Below are 19,657 nucleotides of genomic sequence, written 5' to 3'. Positions count from 1 at the left end.
AAGTGCAAAAATAATCGATGAAATGCACTAATTTTTTAATTTTACATATAAAATTCCTACGTAAAAATACTTTTACGAAGATAACCTTTCAATCTTCCAAGAAAAATCTGACTGGCTAGTATAACGAATCCTATCATGAAGTCTATTTGGTCTTCCCTGCCAGAATTCAACTTGCAATGGAGTCACAATATATCCTCCCCAATTTTCAGGTCTCGGAATTGATTTTCCTTCAAACTCAGCTTCTAGTTTTTTTAAGTTTTCTTCTAAAAATGTTCTCGACGGAATCACTTCGCTCTGGTGAGAAACAATCGCTCCAAGTTTGCTTCCATCAGGACGAGAGTCAAAATAATTATCCGAAATAATTTCAGATGTTTTCTGGGCAATTCCTTTTATAATAACCTGACGCTCCATTTCCTGCCAAAAAAAAGACAAACAAACATTTGGATTAGCTTCTATTGCTTTCCCTTTTTCAGAATTATAATTGGTGTAAAATATAAATCCTTCCTCAGAAAATTTCTTCAATAAAACTACACGCGATTTCGGGAAACCATCCAATCCAATTGTCGAAACCGTCATGGCATTCACCTCCCCGCTTCCGCCAAAATCTTCCACTTCGTGAAACCATCGGTTAAAAAGATTAATCGGATCTTCAGGAATATTAGTTTCTAATAATTCGCTTTTCTCGTAAGATTTTCTATAATTGCTTAAATCATTCATGATTTATTATTTTAGATTGTTGACTTTAGATTTTAGATTTGTTTTGTTTCTGGTTTCAAGTTTGTCAGGCTGAGCGTAGTCGAAGCCCACATCTACAAAGCAAGTTCTACTCAAAAAAAGCACTTCGACTTCGCTCAGTGTGACAATCATATATTAAGATTCCGTCACCTTAAACTTGAAATAACTACACCAAAACTTAGTCCCTTAGAACCTCAGCATCTCAAAACCTTTGATTAAAACTCAAAACTCACCCCGTCATCTGCCAAAAGCACATTTGGAAAAACTTCTTCTGCTTCTTTTTTAAATGGCTCCAAACCATCATAACGCGTCGAATAATGCCCCAAGATAAGCTGCTTTACATTGGCCTTTAAAGCAATATTTGCTGCTTCTTTTGCTGTCGAATGGAGTGTTTTTTCTGCCAATCTTGCTTCAGATTCCAAAAATGTCGATTCGTGATATAAAATATCGGTGTTCTGTATAATCGGAATTATCTCTTCGTTGTAAACTGTATCAGAACAGAATGCATAACCTTTTGCTGGTGGCGGATCAAAAGTAAGTTTTTTGTTTTCAACAACAGTTCCATCGTCAAGCCTAATGTCGCTTCCGTTTTTTATTTTCTGATAATAGGCAACATGAATATTATAGTGTTGAACGGCTTCAACATCAAGTTTTCTTTCGTCTGGTTTTTCTTGAAAAAGATAGCCATTCGTATAAACACGATGTTTTAACGGAATTGTTTTTACAATAACTTTCTTATCTTCAAAAATAATTTCACTTTGATTCGATTCTAATTCATGGAAAAACAAAGAATAAGTAGTCCAAGATTCTGTAAGTTTTAACTGAATCAGGATTAATTCTTTAATTCCTTTCGGACCATAAATATGTAAATCTGTGGTTCTTCCTAAAAGCGAAAAAGTGGAAATAGTTCCTATTAATCCAAACAAATGATCTCCATGAAGATGTGAGATAAAAATGTGATTAATTTTGGAAAATTTAATCTTGTTTTTACGAAGCTGTACCTGAGTTCCTTCTCCACAGTCAATTAAAAACAATCTGTTTTTAATCTCTAAAACCTGCGCAGTCGGATTAGTAAGCGTTCTGGGAGTTGCGGCATAACAGCCAAGTATAGTTAGTTTCAATTTATTGTTTATTCGTTTATTTGGTAAATCGTTTAATCGGTTAAAATTAATCAAATCGATTAAACGGTTAAACGAATAAACAATTAAACCAATATTAAAATCCTAGATCCCTTTCTATTTCTTCCATTTCGATAATATCATGAGCTTCCAAAAGTGAAGGAACAACAGCTAATTTATCAGAAATAGCATTAAAATCAAGATCAGAAGCTACAATTACAAACGATTTTTTTGCTTTTTTATGAGCTTTAGAAAGCGGTAAAAAAGCTTTTAAATCATTCTCTGAAATATTAGAATCAGCTGATAAATCGATTATAATATTTTGTTTTTCAAAGGTTTTAAATTGTTGCGTCACTTTTTCCAAGAAAGCGTTTACATCTCCTTGAGTATCTTTAATCGTAACGGTATGTCCTTTTTGATCTACTTTCATTTTATATTTTTGAGGGGCTTATATTTGATTATGCTAATTTAATAAGTTTTTTTGTTTCAGGTTTCAAGTTTCAAGTTTTACGCTCAGTGTAACACTCATTTCAAAACTGAAAACTGCGACTGTGACTGAAAACTAAAAAACTATTGAATCTTAGAAGCCAGCAAATAAATAACCGCCATTCTAATCGCCACACCATTCTCCACCTGATTTAAAATCACAGACTGATCAGAATCAGCAACTTCAGAAGTAATCTCTACTCCTCTATTGATTGGTCCTGGGTGCATGATTACGATTTCCTTTCCTAGCGAATCCAAAAGTGGTTTGTCTACTCCATATTGCTGTGCATACTCACGCGTTGATGGGAAGAAATTCACATCCATACGTTCGTTTTGTACGCGAAGCATATTCGCTACGTCGCACCATTCTAAGGCTTTTCGCAAATTCGGTTCAACTGTAACACCCAGAGATTCAATATATCTCGGAATCAAAGTTTTTGGTCCGCAAACCTTTACTTCTGCGCCTTGCATCTGCAAAGCATATATGTTAGATAAGGCCACTCTCGAATGCAGAATATCGCCTACAATAACTACTTTTTTTCCAGCAACATCGCCCAATTTTTCTCTGATAGAATAACTGTCTAATAAAGCCTGAGTTGGATGTTCGTGCGCGCCGTCTCCAGCGTTTACAATACTCGCTTTGACATTTTTAGATAAAAAATAAGCCGCTCCGGGATTAGAGTGGCGCATTACAACCATATCCACTTTCATCGAAAGGATATTATTTACAGTATCAATCAAAGTCTCTCCTTTTTTAACCGATGACTGAGCTGCAGAAAAACTGATCACATCAGCAGATAAACGTTTCTGCGCTAATTCGAAAGAAAGTTTGGTTCTGGTACTGTTTTCGAAGAAAATATTGGCAATAGTAATATCTCGTAATGAAGGAACTTTTTTAATTGGTCTATTAATGACTTCTTTAAAATGATCTGCCGTTTCAAAAATCAGGTTAATATCATTTTCGTTGATATATTTAATTCCTAATAAATGATTTACGCTTAATTCTTTCATTGTGTGTGTTTATATATTTAATCGTTGAATTGTTTAATCGTTTTTTTTAAATCGCTTAATCGGTGTAATTACCGATTAAACAATTAACCGGTTAACCGATTAAACTTAATTCGTCACTAGGTGAACAACATCTTCACCATCATTTTCTTTCCAGCTTACAATTACTTTTTCACCATTAATAGCATCTACCTGACGGCCTCTATAATCGGGCTGAATTGGTAAGTGACGGCTGAAACGTCTGTCTATTAAAACCAATAATTCAATTTCTGAAGGTCTTCCAAAAGACTGAATGGCAGTCAATGCCGAACGAATACTTCTTCCGGTAAACAAAACATCATCAATAAAAATGACTTTTTTGTCTTCGACTATAAAATTGATTTGGGTTTTATTGGCTTCAAGCGGTTTATCAGTACGACGGAAATCATCTCTAAAAAAAGTGATGTCCAGATATCCTAAAGAAATTTCAGGAACCTTGTATTCGTTTTCTAATATTTGTTTTAAACGTTCAGCTAAAAAAACGCCTCTTGGCTGAATTCCAACTAAAATAGTTTCTGAGAAATCAAGATGTTTTTCGATTAACTGACAAGCCAAACGATGGAGTATGATAGTAACTTCTTTCGAATTAAGTAATACTTTTTGACTCATAAGTGATTGTAATGTTTGGTTGCGCAAATATACGGAATCTGATTTTATTTGTTGGGGTGTTAGGGTTGGAAATATTTTTGCCTTTTACATTTTACTTTCCCTTTTATAATATATTTTAGTGTTTTAAATACTTTTATTTCATAAGTTTCAAAACAAAAACAATGAGCCAAACTTTAATTGAAAATGTAAAACTAGCCATCAACCCTAAATTCCAAGATTGGGTTTTATTTGAAAATGGCAGTTACATTATTTTTAACAATACTGATAAGATTGAAGACATAAGAAAAGAAGCAATTAAGATTATGTCTGAGTACGGTCCTGTTCATATAGGATCTCCTGCAGGTGATTTTGGAGTTGCTACACTTAAAAAAGCTGAAGGATGGACAGTATCTGGTCATTATTACGGTATGTACACATATGTTCATCCATCAGAAATAAATACAGCTCATTCTAATGAAAGCGAAATAGGTTTATTTGGTCGTTCAAAAAGAGATTTAGATGGTCAAAACCCTATCGTTGTACATATTAATAGAAAAGATATTGATGTGAAATTAATTGCTGGCTTCGTAGGTTTAAAAACTATGCAACTTCCATTTGTTTGGGGAACCAACAACTTTAATCCTAAGTTAATTTTAAAAGAAGATTCTTTTGAACATAGAGGTGGCTTATGGAGTAAAACCGAATGTTACGAGAACATTGAAAAAATAGATATTTATTTAGCTTACAAAACCACTAATATTGAAATCACCAAAACAAATTCTAAATATACTTTTGTTGGAAATACTAACAATGATTTGGAGCTAAGAAAATGTTTAGCATTTTTTCATGAGAAGAAATGTACTTTGACACAAAAAGCTTTAGATTTTTTAAATCATTAGTATTTTAATGATATCTTATTGATAATCGTAAATGAAAACAGCACTACAAAAAATCTTCCTAACCCGATAGCGCGGAAATTCTTTCCGTGCCCACAAAGTATATAACCTTCAAATGAGATATATCCTTAGAAAATCAAAAGACATAAAAGTAACAGGCGGCATTATTTGGCTTTTAGAACTCATTCATGGAAAAAATTATTTAACTCCAAAGCTAAATCATTTACGAACCTTACAATACGGGACGGTTGGACGAGAAGTTGCTGAAATGTTAGACAACAAGCAATATAGGTTAATTCCGAAATTTGAAAATCATGATCTAAAACACGTCATTTTGGAGTACGAAATGACAATGAAAGATGAAATCAGAATGCAAGCATATTTAATTGGAAATGGCAACTTTACTTTTCCTTGTTTACTTTTCTTTTCTTTAGGCATATTTTACCCTTCGATATGGAAAGATTTATTAAGTGAATATCAAACTGGCAAAGCATCAAAATCAATTCATTTTTTAACTTTGGACAATTGTATGGAATTAAAATTAGCAGATGTAAAAAATGAATATGGACGCCGAAAAATGATAACTTAAATGAAAGAAAGCATCCAACAATTTACAGCAAAACCTAAAAATATATTTCTATTAGATAGCTTTGGAGCATTGCTTACTTCCATCCTACTCTTTTTTATACTTAGAATTTTCAATGATTTTTTCGGCTTACCAAAAGATATTTTCAAATACCTTTCAATTATTGCATTCCTATTTTTCATTTATTCCCTCAGCTGTTACTTTTTAGTCAAACAAAATTGGAAACCATATTTAAAAATAATCTGTACAGCTAACATTCTTTATTGCATCCTAACATTTGGCATTTTAATCTACAATTATGAAAGTGTTTCTTTCTTTGGGATTATTTACTTTCTAATGGAAATAGCAGTAATTATTGGGCTTGTCACTTTAGAAATCAAAATTATAAAATCCAAATCCTAAAACATTTCCAAAAAATTCTATAACACATTTTGCCTATTGCTGAAGTAATTTTAAGTATCAATTTAAAACATCAGAGCCATGCAAAATAAAATACTAAGATTGTTAATGGTATTTATAATACTATTTTCATTTACAAGCTGTGAAATTATTGGAGACATTTTCAAAGCCGGAATGGGATTCGGAATTTTTATCGTAATCTTTATCATTGCGATTATTATCTGGATTTTCGCTAAAATGTTCGGAAGCAAATAGTAGTAAAATAAACAAATAAAAAATCCCAAATTCCAATTTTTATAGCTGGGATTGTTTTTTTTTGCCACGAATTACACAAATTAGCACAAATTTAATTCGTGGAAATTCGTGTAATTAGTGGCTATATTTTTAAACACAAAAAATCCCAAACTCCAAGTTTTATTTGGAATTTGGGATTTTTAATATTGTGATTTATAGATTAAAGATTGTACATCTTCTTTCTTTGTTCCTGAATCTTTTCATCATCAAGATATTCATCAAATGTCATGTAACGATCGATAACTCCGTTTGGTGTCAATTCTACGATTCTATTACCAACAGTTTGCGCGAACTCGTGGTCATGCGTTGTGAAGATTACAGAACCTTTAAAGTTTTTCAATGAGTTGTTGAAAGCGGTAATAGACTCCAAATCTAAGTGGTTTGTCGGTTCGTCTAACATTAAAACATTAGCACGCTCCATCATCATTCTAGACAACATACAACGTACTTTTTCTCCTCCAGATAAAACTCTAGACGTTTTTAAAGCTTCTTCTCCAGAAAAAATCATTTTTCCTAAGAAACCTCTAATAAATACCTCATCACGCTCTTCTTCTGTTTTAGCATACTGACGTAACCAATCAACTAAAGTCAAATCGTTTTCGAAATATTTGTGGTTTTCAGCTGGTAAATACGCTTGGTTTGTTGTAATTCCCCAATCAAAAGTTCCAGCATCTGCTTTTTGTTCGTTGTTTAAGATTTCGTAGAAAGCAGTTGTAGCACGTGAATCTTTAGAGAAAAGAACGATTTTATCGCCTTTTGCCATATTCAAGTTAATGTCTTTGAATAAAACTTCTCCGTCTACAGAAGCCGCTAAGTTTTCTACATTTAAAATCTGATCTCCTGCTTCACGATCCTGATCAAAGATAATCGCAGGATAACGACGGCTAGAAGGTTTAATTTCAGAAATATTTAATTTCGAAATCATTTTTTTACGAGAAGTTGCTTGTTTCGATTTCGCCACGTTTGCACTAAAACGACGAATAAATTCTTCCAACTCTTGTTTCTTCTCTTCTGCTTTTTTGTTTTGCTGCGCACGCTGTTTTGCCGCTAATTGGCTAGATTCGTACCAGAATGTATAGTTTCCTGAGTAGTGATTGATTTTTCCGAAGTCAATATCAGAAATATGTGTACAAACCGCATCCAAAAAGTGACGGTCATGAGATACAACGATTACAGTGTTTTCGTAGTTTGCCAAGAAGTTTTCTAACCAAGCGATTGTCTCGAAATCCAAATCGTTGGTAGGCTCATCCATAATCAGCAAGTCAGGATTTCCGAAAAGTGCCTGCGCCAAAAGCACACGTACTTTCATTTTTCCTTCCATATCAGCCATTAAAGTATAATGATCTGCTTCTGTGATTCCTAAGTTAGATAACATTGCTGCAGCATCAGAATCAGCGTTCCATCCGTTCATTTCTTCAAACTGAACTTGTAACTCCCCTATTCTGTCTGCATTAGCATCATTATAATCTAAATAAAGTTCATCCATTTCTTTTTTAACAGCGTACAGAACTTTATTTCCCATTAAAACGGTTTCCAAAACAGTATACTCGTCGAACATGTTGTGGTTCTGGTTTAAAACCGACATACGTTTTCCTGGCTCTAAATGAATATGCCCTGAAGTTGGATCAATATCGCCCGAAATCACTTTTAAGAAAGTAGATTTTCCTGCTCCATTAGCTCCAATAACGCCGTAAATATTTCCGTGAGTAAACGTAGTATTTACTTCGTCGAATAAAATTCTTTTACCAAACTGAACTGATAAATTATTGACTGTTAACATGAATGTCTTTTTAATTAATTTGGTGCAAAAGTACGGAAAAAGGTTCAGAGTTGCAAAGGTGCAAAGGTTCAAAGTTTTTTATGCTGGCGAGGGGTTCTCGCAGAGTCGCAAAGGCGCAAAGTTTTTTTTTACCAATCTGATTACTACGTAATCTTGTCATTTCGAGGTACGAGAAATCTTCGCGAGAAACTCCGCTTCTATAATCGCCAATCTTTGTCGAGCTACTTGTGGAGATTTCTCCTTCGTCGAAAAGACAAAAATGTGGTTACTTTGCAAAAAAACTTTGCGCCTTCGCGACTTTGCGAGATTAATTCAATTACAGCTTACTTTCTTTCGCCAAAGCCACTTCTAAACTCTCAAAATTAGGAAGCACTTTAGAAATCATTCCTTCTTTGTTTAAAATGAAATGTGTTGGAAATGAATTCAATTGCAACGATTCATTCATATAAACTTTCATGTCTGGAATTACTGAATATGACAATGGTTTTCTTGCCAAAAATGTTTTTAACTGTTCAGCTGAATCTTCGGCTAAACTCATAAAAACTATGTCTTTTCGGTCTTTATATTCTTCTACCAATTTATTGACTTGAGGAAATTCTCTAATGCATGGCGTGCAGTGAATGTACCAGCATTTGATCACAATGATTTTTCCTTTCATGGACTCGTTTGTCACCAGATTTCCGTCTAAATCTTTGAATGAGAATTTTGGAAATGCCATTCCTTCCATTTTATCGTTTTTATAAGCATCAAAACCAATTTGGTTGATTGTTGCTTTTATGCTTGTATCTGTTTTTGCCTGAATTTTGAATAGCTTATAAACATACATATTCGCTTCTGATTTCAATCGAACTGGAATGAAATTCCCATTTGCCAATTGATCTAAAAAAGCTTCTTTTGAGATTTCTTTTGAAGAGGAATCAAGTGCGGTAAAATCTCTCGAAAGCATAATTCCTTTATTATAAACCGACCATTGGTCGTACGTTTTCTGAATTTGTAAGGGATCAACTTCTGGATTTCCGAATTTATTTTGAGCTGTGCTTATGGTAAAAATAAAGAGTAGTGCAATTAAGCTAATGAATTTCTGCATGGATTCTGAAACAATTGTATTTGACCTCAAAAATAGTGAAAGTTTTTTAACCGCGAAGACGTGAAGGTATGCGCAAAGTTCGCAAAGGGTTTCTCGCAGATTCTGCAGATTTAGTAGATTCATTCCCATTTTTTTTCATTCTGAAACAAATTTGTGTCATCCTAAAAATAATTGTTATTTAAATTTGTAAAAATTTAAAAACTGCCAGTAAAGACTAGCAGTTTTTTATACTATTTAAAAGAGATTTAAAAATTATCTATCTCAGTCAAAAATGAAATATCCATGTAATATTCTTCCGGATTTAATGGATTAATTAAAACTTCAATTTCCTGATGAATTTTAATATCTTTAGGATCAAGCCAAATATCTTCACTTTTAAAAACATAGGTCTTATTATTTGTAGAATCCAGCCATTTGCTACAAATAAAATAAGGATGACTGCTGTTGACAGTCACATGCATATTAAGCTGTAGTCCTTTAAATCTTGTCACAATGCGTTTACCATTTTGCAGTAAAAAGTGTTTTTTCTTCCTCTTTAAATAATCGGATCGAAAAAATGAGAAGCTAACTAAAAAGAAAACTGCCCCAAAAATTCCTACAACTAATATTCCGGTATATAAAAAAAAGAAAGCATTTAATTTTGCTATTTTAGGATTGTTCGGATCGTACAAAACTTCAACTTTTTCACCTGGACTATAGTTTAACAGATTATCATCGCTATCAGGCATAAATTGAATCTGTCTGCCGTCTTTTGTAACGAAAGATATAGTTGGACTATTGGTTTCTGTTTCATCTACCACAATACCCGGGACAGCACTTAACTTTTCTAAAAAAATCTGTTTTTCTTTATAAATGTAAAAGGCTTGCACCCATATTATCAAACCAATTATACAGAAAATATATTTCATAATAGAGATGCTATTTTTCATTTTACTTTACATTTAAATATTACTGCAAAATACTTTTAAAAAAAATTACAGAGCACTATACATTCCATTTTTTTATCAGTATAATATAAAAAAAACCTGGCAGTAAAACTACCAGGTTCATAATGCGCATCTTTAGGCAAAAACCAAATAACAAATTACCTAAAGTGGCATTTTTTAGAAATAAAATAGATTAAAACATAAATAACCAAACTCAATTTTAACCGTCCCGTTTTTTATTTCTATATTTTCAATTATTCTTTTAGTTTAAAAAGTTCATTACTTTCAATGATTTCTTATGTCCCGATTTATCGGTTACTATGACAACAAAAATCTGTTTACTAGCAAAACTTGGGCAATTAAGCAGTACTTCTTTATTGTTTTGAATGTTTCTATGGCTTGTAACATTCTGTCCTATCGTATTGAATACATCAACTTGAGCAATGTCTTCTGTCTCATTAGATACCGATAAAGTATTATTTCTAAAATAAGCCACAGTTGTGTTGCTTTCTGCCGTTATATCTTCTACAGCCAATGTTTTTGCTGTAGCTTGTGATGCAAAATAAGCTGCGTACGCTTTAGACAATTCAGATGAATTACCGCAAGAAGAGGCATCCCAGTTTACAGACCAAGTCATTAAACCTCTTAAAGAAGGATAAGGCCCACCAGGTTGCATAGTGTATGTTCTTCCTGTAAAAGTAGTTCCGGTTCTTAAATAATGCATGGCATTAATTCCTTCTGTTGGCGTTAGATAACCGCTACCTGCTGCACTTGGGCAAGCTGGCAATGCAATAAGAACTTTTGAAGCTGGCAAACCATCAAAATACATTCCTGTTGAAGCAATGTTATATCCTTTTATGATCATATCAGTTAAGGCTGTTACCATATTTGATTTCTTAGCTGTACCGTAATATTGGCCATCTAATCCGTTTTCACCTCCTGTGTTGTACAATTGCACTGCTAACAAATCCAATTCGTTACGCAAGTTTTGAATAATTGGCAAGAAAGAACCAAAAGTATCCGTATAGGTAGTATATCCTCCTTGTACATATTGTGTTTCTGGAGCTGCAGTTAATAAAAATCCAGGACCATAGTACGCTTTTAATTCTTTGAAAGCATCTACTACGTTTTTCAATCTTGGATAAGCAGAAATACCCGCATACGAAATATCTCTTAAACCTCCTGCGCTAAAATTCATCGATCCGCCTTCAAAATCAATATCAACTCCATCAAATTGATATTCGTCAATAATTGCTTTTAGACCATTAACAAAAATATTTTTTTGAGTAACATTCTCTAAAACAACATGACCATTTTGACCTCCTATAGAAACAATAACAGGAACACCGCTATCTCTTAAGGCTTTTATATCATTCTTCAACAATTGCTTATCAAAAACACCATTGGTCAAATATCTAGCGTCATTTGTAGTTAATATTGGTGTATAGCCATCGCGGTTCACGGTTTCTACGAAAGAATAATCAACTACGTTAAATTTACTTCCAACCATTTGAGAAAAGTATAAAAATGGAGCAGCTGTATTTTCCCAAGAATGTGCGTATCCTAAAATAATTTTAGAAGGAAGCGGAATAAATCTATTACCACTTATTGTAGCAATTTTAATGGTATTGTTTAATGTTGTTACAGCAGCTTTATTATCGGTTGCTTTAATTACAATTGGATAATCCTGATATGCAGTTGGTGTAAAATTATACGTATAGGTATTATTTGTCCCTGCTGTCATATTAAATGTCCCCCCATTGATTGTAATGGTAACTCCTGAAATCGATCCGTCACTATCAACAGCTGTCACTGAAATTGGAACAGCTTGGAAAGAACTTTGGTATACCGTAGTATTTGATGGTGAATTCCAAGTAATTACAGGCAATGTATTTGGACAGTTTGCACCTGAACAAGTTAATGTAAAACTATAAGTTTTTGAATCTGTTTGTCCGTTTGATGCTGTAGCAGTAACGGTTAATGTATGAGAAACTCCAAACTGATTAGCAACCGGTGTCCAAACCGATGTATAAGTTCCCGATGAATTGGTAGCACTTATAGTTTGTCCGTCTAAATTAAATACAACAGATGAGATTGTAGTCGCATCTGTGGCACTTAATCCAACACTTGCAACAAAATTAATTGATGACCCTAAATTTATAGCAATCGTCGAAGCTGTTGGCGCTGTAATCGCAACGACCGGCTTAGTCACAACCGTTGTTTGTGTATTAAAATTATAAACTGTTGGCGTTGTAGGAACGGCAAAGTTTGCTAAATTATTTGGATAATAAGCCACTTCCCCATTTTGCCATGAATTTAATTTCAAGCTTAAAATTTGTGTATATCCTGCTACAACTGAATTATCAAAAATATAATTTCCTGATGCATCTGTTGTTGCTAGAACGCTTTTCCAGTTGTGCGTATTATCTGTCCAAGGCAAAACAATTTCTACTTTTGCATTTGCAACAGGCGTAGAACCATTTTTTACAGTTCCGCTGATCAAGTTTGTCGCTGCTGCTAATGCCGCTTTAGCCGTTGAACTTGTATTAAAATTGTAAACCGTTGGAGTTGTTGGAACAGGAAAGTTTGCTAAATTATTTGGGTAATAATTTACTTCTCCGTTTGACCAAGTATTTAATTTCAAACTTGTAACTGTTGTATAACCGTCTGTAACAGCATTATCAAAACTGTATTTTCCTTGTGCATCTGTTGTTGCCAAAACACTTTTCCACGGATGTGCATTATCTGTCCATGGCAAAACGATTTCTACTTTTGCACCTGCAACTGGAGTTGTTCCGTTTTTAACTGTTCCGCTAATTTTACTTGTAGTTGTTGCAACATCCTGAGTAAAATTCAACGTTTTATTCGCATTCAAATTAGAATATACTGTTGAAGCTGGAGTAAATGTCTGGCCAGTCAAAGCTGCTGTTACAGTATAATTTCCGCCAGAAGCTAAAGTCAATGAATATGCTCCGCTTGAATTAGTTGTTGCTGTAACATTCCCTGCTGTAGAAGCTGCTGTAATGGTTACGCCCGAAACTGGAGTACTTCCATTAAGAACTGTTCCACTTACAGTGTAAGTTACCACTGCCGCACCTTGTGTAAAGTTCAACGTTTTATTAGCATCAATTGCATTGTAAACTGTTGAAGCGGGAGTATAAGAAAATCCAGATTTTGCAGCTGAAACTGTAAAGTTTAAACCCGCTGTTAAACCTGCAACGCTATAAGCTCCGCTTGCATTTGAAACTGCTGTTAAAGTTGTACTTCCAGAAACTGCCGAAACGGTTACGCCCGAAACTGGAGTTGTTCCGTCAAGAACTGTTCCGCTTACCGTATAAGTTGGCTGTGTTCCGTTAATTACAACTCCTGTCTGATTTACAGTTACATTGTTTAACGATACTGGAACAAATGTATAACTCGCTTTTAGAGCTGTTAGCGAATAATTTTGTCCTGAAGTTAGATTATTAAATGTGAAATTTCCTGTTTGAGAAACTACTGTTTGGATAACTGCATTGGCTGCATTACGCAATTCAACAGTAACATCTGTAACCAAAGCCGATCCGTTTTTTACAGAACCCGAAATACTTATAGTTCCTGGAACAACGCTTCCAAAAGAAATATCAACTTGGTTTAATAATGAATTTGGAATTGCGCCTCTGGTATCTTGAGATAATTCCCAAATCATACCTCCAGCTAAGTTTTTCGATTTTATATACTGCACTTTTAAGTCCATTGACTGTTTATCTTCATAAGAAATAAACTCTTTTCTAGTAGCATTATATAAATAAGGAACTTTTGTAGTATTATCAAAATAACGAACCCATCCTGCCGAAGCAGCAGATGGCGTTACCATCATCGTATTTGGATCTAAATAAGCATGCGAATTAGTAACTGGATCTCCGACTAAATCACAGATTTCGATACTTCCAGATTTTTCACAAGCTCCTGAACCATCCCATGTTCCTGTTGGGTTTTGCGGATTTGTACATCCAGGAACTATATATCTCGGTGCTGCAACAAACAGTCCGTTTGTTGAATTTGCCGCAACGTTATCGAATTTTTTTCCGTAGAAAGGCAATCCCATGATTAATTTATTGGCAGGAAAACCAATTACATTTAAATATTGATTGGTCAATTCGTCTAATGACTCTGATTGCGTTGCGCCATACAACGGGTCATTTGTATTTCCACTTGCATATAAAGGAGCATTGTAGCAAGTTTTATCATACCAGTTTCCTCCAAAATCGTATCCGAAATAGGTGATGTAATCACAATAAGTCGAAATATCTTCTGTCATTCCGTATTGTGCTCTGTTGTTTGGCCCTAAATACTGTTTAGAAACATTTCTAACATTGTTTCCAGCAGCAATTGTAACCAGTTTATTTGGCATTGCCTGACGCATTGCTTTCAGTAAAAGCACTAAATTTTTATTATCGTCAGGGCTATATTTTTGCGGAGGAACAGGCGCTCCATTTACTATTTCTGTACCGTCAGTTCCGCCCGAAAGAGGATATTCCCAATCGATATCAAAACCATCAATAAACGGATATGTAGTAATAAAGTTTGCCATATCTGCTGCTAAAGCCGCTCTTGCTACAGGACTTGCAGCAATTGGAGAAAGATCTTGTCCTTTTGTCCAGCCTCCTACAGAGATTAAAACTTTTAAATGAGGATACTTTTCTTTTAATTTCTTCAAATCATAAAAGTTTCCTTTTACGGGAGCATCCCACGGAATTCCACCTTCCATATGCTCAAAGTCGGCATAGGTATCTAAACATTTTAACTTTGTATTCTCTGGATGGGCAGGATCATAAGTTGTCCCATAAAAAGAATAATTTAAATGCGTTATTTTACTTCCATCAATTTTCGGAACATTGAAATCCCGAGCATAGATAGACCATTGCGCATAATACCCCACTACCTTTTTTCCGTGAGCTGGTTGAGCCAACGCTAGTAAGGGAAACAATAACAAAAAGAGCAATCTGTAATAATGTTTCATAGTTAATAAATATTAGTTAATAGAAAATAAATAATTGGGCCTCAGAAGTTTTAAAGTCTTCTAGGTTTCGCTCAACTGCAGATTGGAACCCCGCTGTCGATTGGAAATAAACTCAAATTACATTCTATAGATAAATATTACTATTCCTGATTCATTCATAATCATTAGTAAATAGCAGTGATTGATATTTATTTATAATTCTAAAAATTAATCTTAAATACAAATGATAAATTTGGGACTAATCATCAATCTATACTCTCGTTTTTTGTCATGTTTTATTGTATTCTAATTCTTCTATTTGGTTTTAAAGGTTAATACTTATTCTCACGGCTTATATAATTTATTATTCGAATAAGTTAAGTGCTAATTGCTTCTGAAATCTTGGCTATAACTATCTCTACCGAGGAACTCCGGCAGAGATAATTAAAAGCCTGATTAATGTAACTCTAATAACACTAACTCAACCAAAATTTATATTAATTTCTTTAAGCTTTCATACACTGACAATTCTACGTCAGCATGATCTTTAGTATTGCATTGCTCTATTAAATTTTTTAAATCTGCTGGTTTTAAAGTCGATTTATTATCTAATACAAGCAATAATTCTTGCGATGCATCACTTAATTTTTTAGACAAAGGCAAAATTGGCTGCACCAATGGCGCATTTTCACTTAACGTTGTCAAGTCTTTATGCACTGCAATCCATTTGCTAAAAAATGCAGTCACTTTTGCTTTATTATCTGCCGATTTATTTGCTAAATATTGATTTACTGCTGCATTAAATGCAAGGGCATCTTTTGCATCTGGTCCGCAAGCATCTGCAAACAAAGTAAACGGAGAATACATCTGATACTCTGTTCCTCCTTTGTTACGAGTATATCCTTTTAAAGGCTCGCTAACTTTAGAAAATTCTTCAAGCGATTGAATATTTTGATTGTTGGCAATATTTCTTAAAATCACATCTTTGTTACGAATATGTGTAATACCTAATTCTTCTAATCTGAAAGAAATATTTTCTAAACGTTTGCGCATATTCTCAACATCTACTACATCTTCTGCCGACCAAAGTCTCTCAGCGATTGCTGCGGTTCTTGGCCAAATTCTTGAATCTATAGTGGTTGGTGTAGCCAATTCGGTCCACATTGTAGCTTCTCCACCCAAGATTCTTGCTTTTTCATCGCTAGTTAAATTAGCTCCTTTTGGCATCGGATCATTTAAGTAATGACTCGCAATTGGGTACATCAAATCGATGTAATATCCATTAGAAAGAACTGTTTTATATCCTTTTTTAACAGCATCTACAAGAGATTGTCCTGCTGGCATTCCTTCGTTTGGTCCTCTCCAAGAATGTACAATAGCTTCTTTAGATAAATCTTTAGTTAAAATTTCTTCCCAACCCATCAATTGTTTTCCGTGTTTCTTTAACATCGGAGCCAACTGCATTGTGAAATATGTTTGCAGTTCGTGGTTGTTTTTTAAATTGTGTTTCTTTTTGAATTCTTGAATCTTAGGATTTGCATCCCAGTCTTTTCCTTCATTTTCATCTCCTCCAATGTGGAAATAAGCGCCTGGAAACAACGGACAAACCTCATCAAAAACTTCACTTAATAATTGATATGTTTTAGGATTTGAAGGATCTAATGTTGGTGAAAAAATACCAGCATTTCTTTCAATTCCATAGGTAGCGATTGCTGTACCTTGAATATTTTTTTCGGATGTCCCTCCTGTCAGCGTAATCACTTTGCTTCCAATTTCTGGATAAGCTGTTAAAATTGCAGATCCGTGACCTGGAACATCTATTTCTGGAACAATTAAAATACCACGCTCATCGGCATATTTTACGATATTTTTAATTTCCTCTTGTGTATAATACATTCCATCCGAAGCTACTTGAGTAAACCTAGGATGTTTTTTCATTTCAATTCTCCAACCTTGATCATCAACTAGGTGCCAATGAAAAACATTCATTTTCATTGCTGCCAATGCATCAATATTTCTTTTAACTACGTCAATTGGCTGAAAATGTCTTGAAACATCCATCATCAAACCTCTCCATGTAAATCTTGGAAAATCTGAAATTTTTGAAACTGGAAAATAAAATGTTTTTGAATTGTTTTGAAGCATTTGCAATAAAGTCTCCAAACCATGTAAAGCACCTAAATCGCTTGAAGCATTTAGAGTAATTTTGTTTGAAGTAATATCTAAATGATAACTTTCATCTTCATACAAACCAATTTTACCGCTTTTGGCGCAATTAATCTGCAATTCAGCATTTGGCACTTCATTTAGTTTTTCAATAAAACCTTGTTCAAAAAATATACCTGTTCTACCATCTAAACGGCGCAAAAAACGAGTTACTCCTCCAAAAATTCTAGCATTTGGATTTCCTGTAATGTTTACTTTAAAATTTTTGCTTAAATTAAAATTACCTTCGTTAATAACAACATTCTGAGGCCAAGGCATAAGATTCAGCTGCTCTTTCTGGACTTGAGCACCTGCCGATATACCTGCAAATAATAGTACAAATAAGTATTTCATTTTTCTTTTTTTTGGTTGGATAGTTTTTTAATCAGTATCCTAAATTATATAAAAAACAAAACTCAGAGTGATTTCAGCTTTTACCTCACTTCGCAATGAGACCAATCTGAATTTTGCTATTTGATTCATTATAAAAATGAATCGAGATTTTTTTTAGTAATCAAAACGTTTAAAGGCTTCTATTGCTTCGTATTCTGCCAAACCTAGTTCATCGTATAATATGGCTGTGTTTTTATTTCGATCTTCTGCCCTAACCCAGAATTCACGAGAATCATTTCCTTGAAACATTACTCTGTCTTTTTGAGACTGGTGATGTAAAATGGCATGACGTTTTAACAAAACCTCAGATGGACTTAGCGGAACAGCCATGTCGATTTCATGAATATCCCATTCGTGCCAAGCTCCTCTATAAAGCCACAACCAGCAATCATTCATGTACGGTTCTGGTTTAAGTTCTTTTAATGCGGCAAAAATGGCATTTAGACAAACTTCATGAGTTCCGTGCGGATCTGCAAGATCTCCAGCAGCAAAAACCTGATGTGGTTTTATTTTTGCAATGATATCTTTTACAATCGCAATATCTTCTGGTCCTAACGGATTCTTTTTAACCTGTCCCGTTTCATAAAAAGGAAGATCTAAAAAGTGCGTATTCTCATCTTTCAACCCGATATATCTTGTTGCTCCGTAAGATTCTCTTCTTCTTATAAGCCCTTTTAATTTTCGAACTTCCAAAGAATCGATTTGATTTTCGGATTTATTATTCAAAAATTCGATAACCGATTTGAAATTAATATCAGCTAGTCCTTCTCCAATAAAATCACTGGCCACTTCTGCAAATTTTAGCGCTTCATCATCTGAAACGGCAATATTTCCTGAAGTTTGGTACACGACATGAACATCGTGCCCTTGCTTGATTAATTTTGAAAATGTTCCACCCATAGAAATCACATCATCGTCTGGGTGCGGACTAAAAAGAATAACTCTCTTTTTTGCCGGATTTGCCCTTTCTGGACGAAATGAATCATCTGTGTTTGGTTTTCCTCCCGGCCAACCAGTAATGGTATGCTGTAAAATATTAAACATATTAATGTTCATATCATAAGCAGAACCTTCTTGAGCCAAAAGATCAGACATTCCGTTATTGTTGTAATCACGGTCTGTCAATTTTAGAATAGACTGTTTTGTTTTTTGGCAAAGCCAAACAATTGCTTTACTTTTTAATTCAGGTGTCCAAAGACATTCACCAACTAACCAAGGCGTTTTGAAACGGGTTAATTCTGATGCTGCAGACTGGTCTAGAACAAAAGTTGCATTTGGATGATTTTGCAAAAATGTTGCTGGAACTTCTGAACTGATATCACCTTGAACTGTTCGTTTGATAATATCTGCTTTGTTTTGTCCCCAAGCCATCAAAACAATACGTTTTGATCTTAGAATCGTCGAAACTCCCATAGTTATGGCGCGTTTCGGCACATTATCAATACCATTAAAAGCAGATGAAGCATCAACTCTTGTGATATGATCTAAGGTAATAATTCTTGTTCCTGAATTAATGTGCGAACCTGGCTCGTTAAATCCAACGTGTCCTGTTCTACCAATTCCAAGCAATTGAAAATCAAGACCTCCTGCGTTCTTAATATTCATTTCATAATCGATACAATATTGATTGATTTCATCAATTCCTACTGTACCATCAGGAATATTAATATTTTCAGGTTTGATATCAATATGATTAAAAAGATGCTCATGCATGAAATAATGATAGCTCTGATTGTTCTCCTTAGTCATTGGATAATATTCATCCAGATTAAAGGTGACTACATTGCTAAAACTTAGTCCTTCTTCTCTGTGCATTCTCACTAGTTCCTCATAAACTTTAATAGGAGAAGAACCTGTTGCCAGACCTAAAACACAAGGTTTATTTTTTTCTTGCTTAGATCTAATTAGCTGCGCAATTTCATGCGCTACAATTACAGAAGCTTCAATAGAATTTTTGAAGATTTCGTTATGAATTTTCTCAAAACGAGTTTCTTCAAATTTCCCAGCGCTTTTGTAACTAATATCAGGTTTTATTTCTAAAGCACTTTTCATTTTTTTCTTTTTTGTAGTAGTTACCATTTTGGCTTTAAGATATGGTATAGACAGTTTTCACCATCTATACCATACTACTAACCAAAC

At 34.0% G+C, this 19,657-nt stretch carries 15 protein-coding genes; 4 read left to right on the top strand and 11 right to left on the bottom strand.

What is annotated here, in order from left to right; genetic code table 11:
* Window positions 1–72: 72 nt before the first annotated feature.
* The 5 genes from pdxH to pyrR form a co-directional block, all read right to left on the bottom strand.
* Window positions 73–717: a pyridoxamine 5'-phosphate oxidase gene (pdxH, locus tag RB618_RS13385; protein ID WP_308069186.1), complete on the bottom strand. Its 645-nt coding sequence runs from the start codon at window positions 715–717 to the stop codon at window positions 73–75.
* A 233-nt stretch (window positions 718–950) separates the two neighbouring features.
* Window positions 951–1,856: a ribonuclease Z gene (locus RB618_RS13380; RefSeq protein WP_308069185.1), complete on the bottom strand. Its 906-nt coding sequence runs from the start codon at window positions 1,854–1,856 to the stop codon at window positions 951–953.
* 94 nt (window positions 1,857–1,950) lie between these two features.
* Window positions 1,951–2,283, bottom strand: coding sequence for a ribonuclease Z (locus RB618_RS13375; protein WP_308069184.1), 333 nt, complete (start codon window positions 2,281–2,283; stop codon window positions 1,951–1,953).
* A 140-nt stretch (window positions 2,284–2,423) separates the two neighbouring features.
* Window positions 2,424–3,350, bottom strand: a complete 927-nt coding sequence (locus RB618_RS13370) for an aspartate carbamoyltransferase catalytic subunit (protein ID WP_308069183.1) — start codon at window positions 3,348–3,350, stop codon at window positions 2,424–2,426.
* Window positions 3,351–3,455: 105 nt separating this feature from the next.
* A complete protein-coding gene (gene pyrR / locus RB618_RS13365; protein ID WP_008468864.1) occupies window positions 3,456–3,995 on the bottom strand; it encodes a bifunctional pyr operon transcriptional regulator/uracil phosphoribosyltransferase PyrR in 540 nt (179 codons plus the stop codon).
* A 161-nt stretch (window positions 3,996–4,156) separates the two neighbouring features.
* Here pyrR and RB618_RS13360 point away from each other — a divergent pair, with 161 nt between their 5' ends.
* From RB618_RS13360 to RB618_RS13345, 4 genes are all read left to right on the top strand, one after another.
* Window positions 4,157–4,873 (top strand): hypothetical protein, encoded by a 717-nt coding sequence (locus RB618_RS13360; protein WP_308069182.1) that lies wholly within the window; start codon window positions 4,157–4,159, stop codon window positions 4,871–4,873.
* Between the two features lie 112 nt (window positions 4,874–4,985).
* Complete coding sequence (locus RB618_RS13355; RefSeq protein WP_308069181.1) at window positions 4,986–5,459, top strand: hypothetical protein; 474 nt, start codon at window positions 4,986–4,988, stop codon at window positions 5,457–5,459.
* A complete protein-coding gene (locus RB618_RS13350; protein WP_308069180.1) occupies window positions 5,460–5,858 on the top strand; it encodes a hypothetical protein in 399 nt (132 codons plus the stop codon).
* 78 nt (window positions 5,859–5,936) lie between these two features.
* Window positions 5,937–6,110 carry a hypothetical protein gene (locus RB618_RS13345; RefSeq protein ID WP_308069179.1) on the top strand — a complete coding sequence of 58 codons (174 nt, stop codon included), beginning with the start codon at window positions 5,937–5,939 and terminating at the stop codon, window positions 6,108–6,110.
* A gap of 199 nt (window positions 6,111–6,309) precedes the next feature.
* Here the strand turns inward: RB618_RS13345 and RB618_RS13340 are convergent, their stop codons facing one another.
* The 6 genes from RB618_RS13340 to nagB form a co-directional block, all read right to left on the bottom strand.
* Window positions 6,310–7,929, bottom strand: coding sequence for an ABC-F family ATP-binding cassette domain-containing protein (locus RB618_RS13340; protein ID WP_308069178.1), 1,620 nt, complete (start codon window positions 7,927–7,929; stop codon window positions 6,310–6,312).
* A 316-nt stretch (window positions 7,930–8,245) separates the two neighbouring features.
* Complete coding sequence (locus RB618_RS13335; protein ID WP_308069177.1) at window positions 8,246–9,016, bottom strand: TlpA disulfide reductase family protein; 771 nt, start codon at window positions 9,014–9,016, stop codon at window positions 8,246–8,248.
* Window positions 9,017–9,261: 245 nt separating this feature from the next.
* On the bottom strand, window positions 9,262–9,945 hold the full coding sequence (locus RB618_RS13330) for a DUF3592 domain-containing protein (RefSeq protein WP_308069176.1): 684 nt from the start codon (window positions 9,943–9,945) through the stop codon (window positions 9,262–9,264).
* 259 nt (window positions 9,946–10,204) lie between these two features.
* Window positions 10,205–14,941 carry a T9SS-translocated chitinase ChiA gene (chiA, locus tag RB618_RS13325; protein ID WP_308069175.1) on the bottom strand — a complete coding sequence of 1,579 codons (4,737 nt, stop codon included), beginning with the start codon at window positions 14,939–14,941 and terminating at the stop codon, window positions 10,205–10,207.
* Between the two features lie 471 nt (window positions 14,942–15,412).
* On the bottom strand, window positions 15,413–17,479 hold the full coding sequence (locus RB618_RS13320; RefSeq protein ID WP_308069174.1) for a family 20 glycosylhydrolase: 2,067 nt from the start codon (window positions 17,477–17,479) through the stop codon (window positions 15,413–15,415).
* Window positions 17,480–17,632: 153 nt separating this feature from the next.
* Window positions 17,633–19,570 carry a glucosamine-6-phosphate deaminase gene (gene nagB, locus RB618_RS13315; protein ID WP_308069173.1) on the bottom strand — a complete coding sequence of 646 codons (1,938 nt, stop codon included), beginning with the start codon at window positions 19,568–19,570 and terminating at the stop codon, window positions 17,633–17,635.
* Window positions 19,571–19,657 lie beyond the last annotated feature (87 nt).

The sequence above is a fragment of the Flavobacterium sp. LHD-85 genome, from assembly GCF_030929595.1.
Classification (GTDB): Bacteria; Bacteroidota; Bacteroidia; order Flavobacteriales; family Flavobacteriaceae; genus Flavobacterium.
Note: the sequence above shows the minus strand (reverse complement) of the source record. Positions and strands in the feature narration are given on the sequence as shown.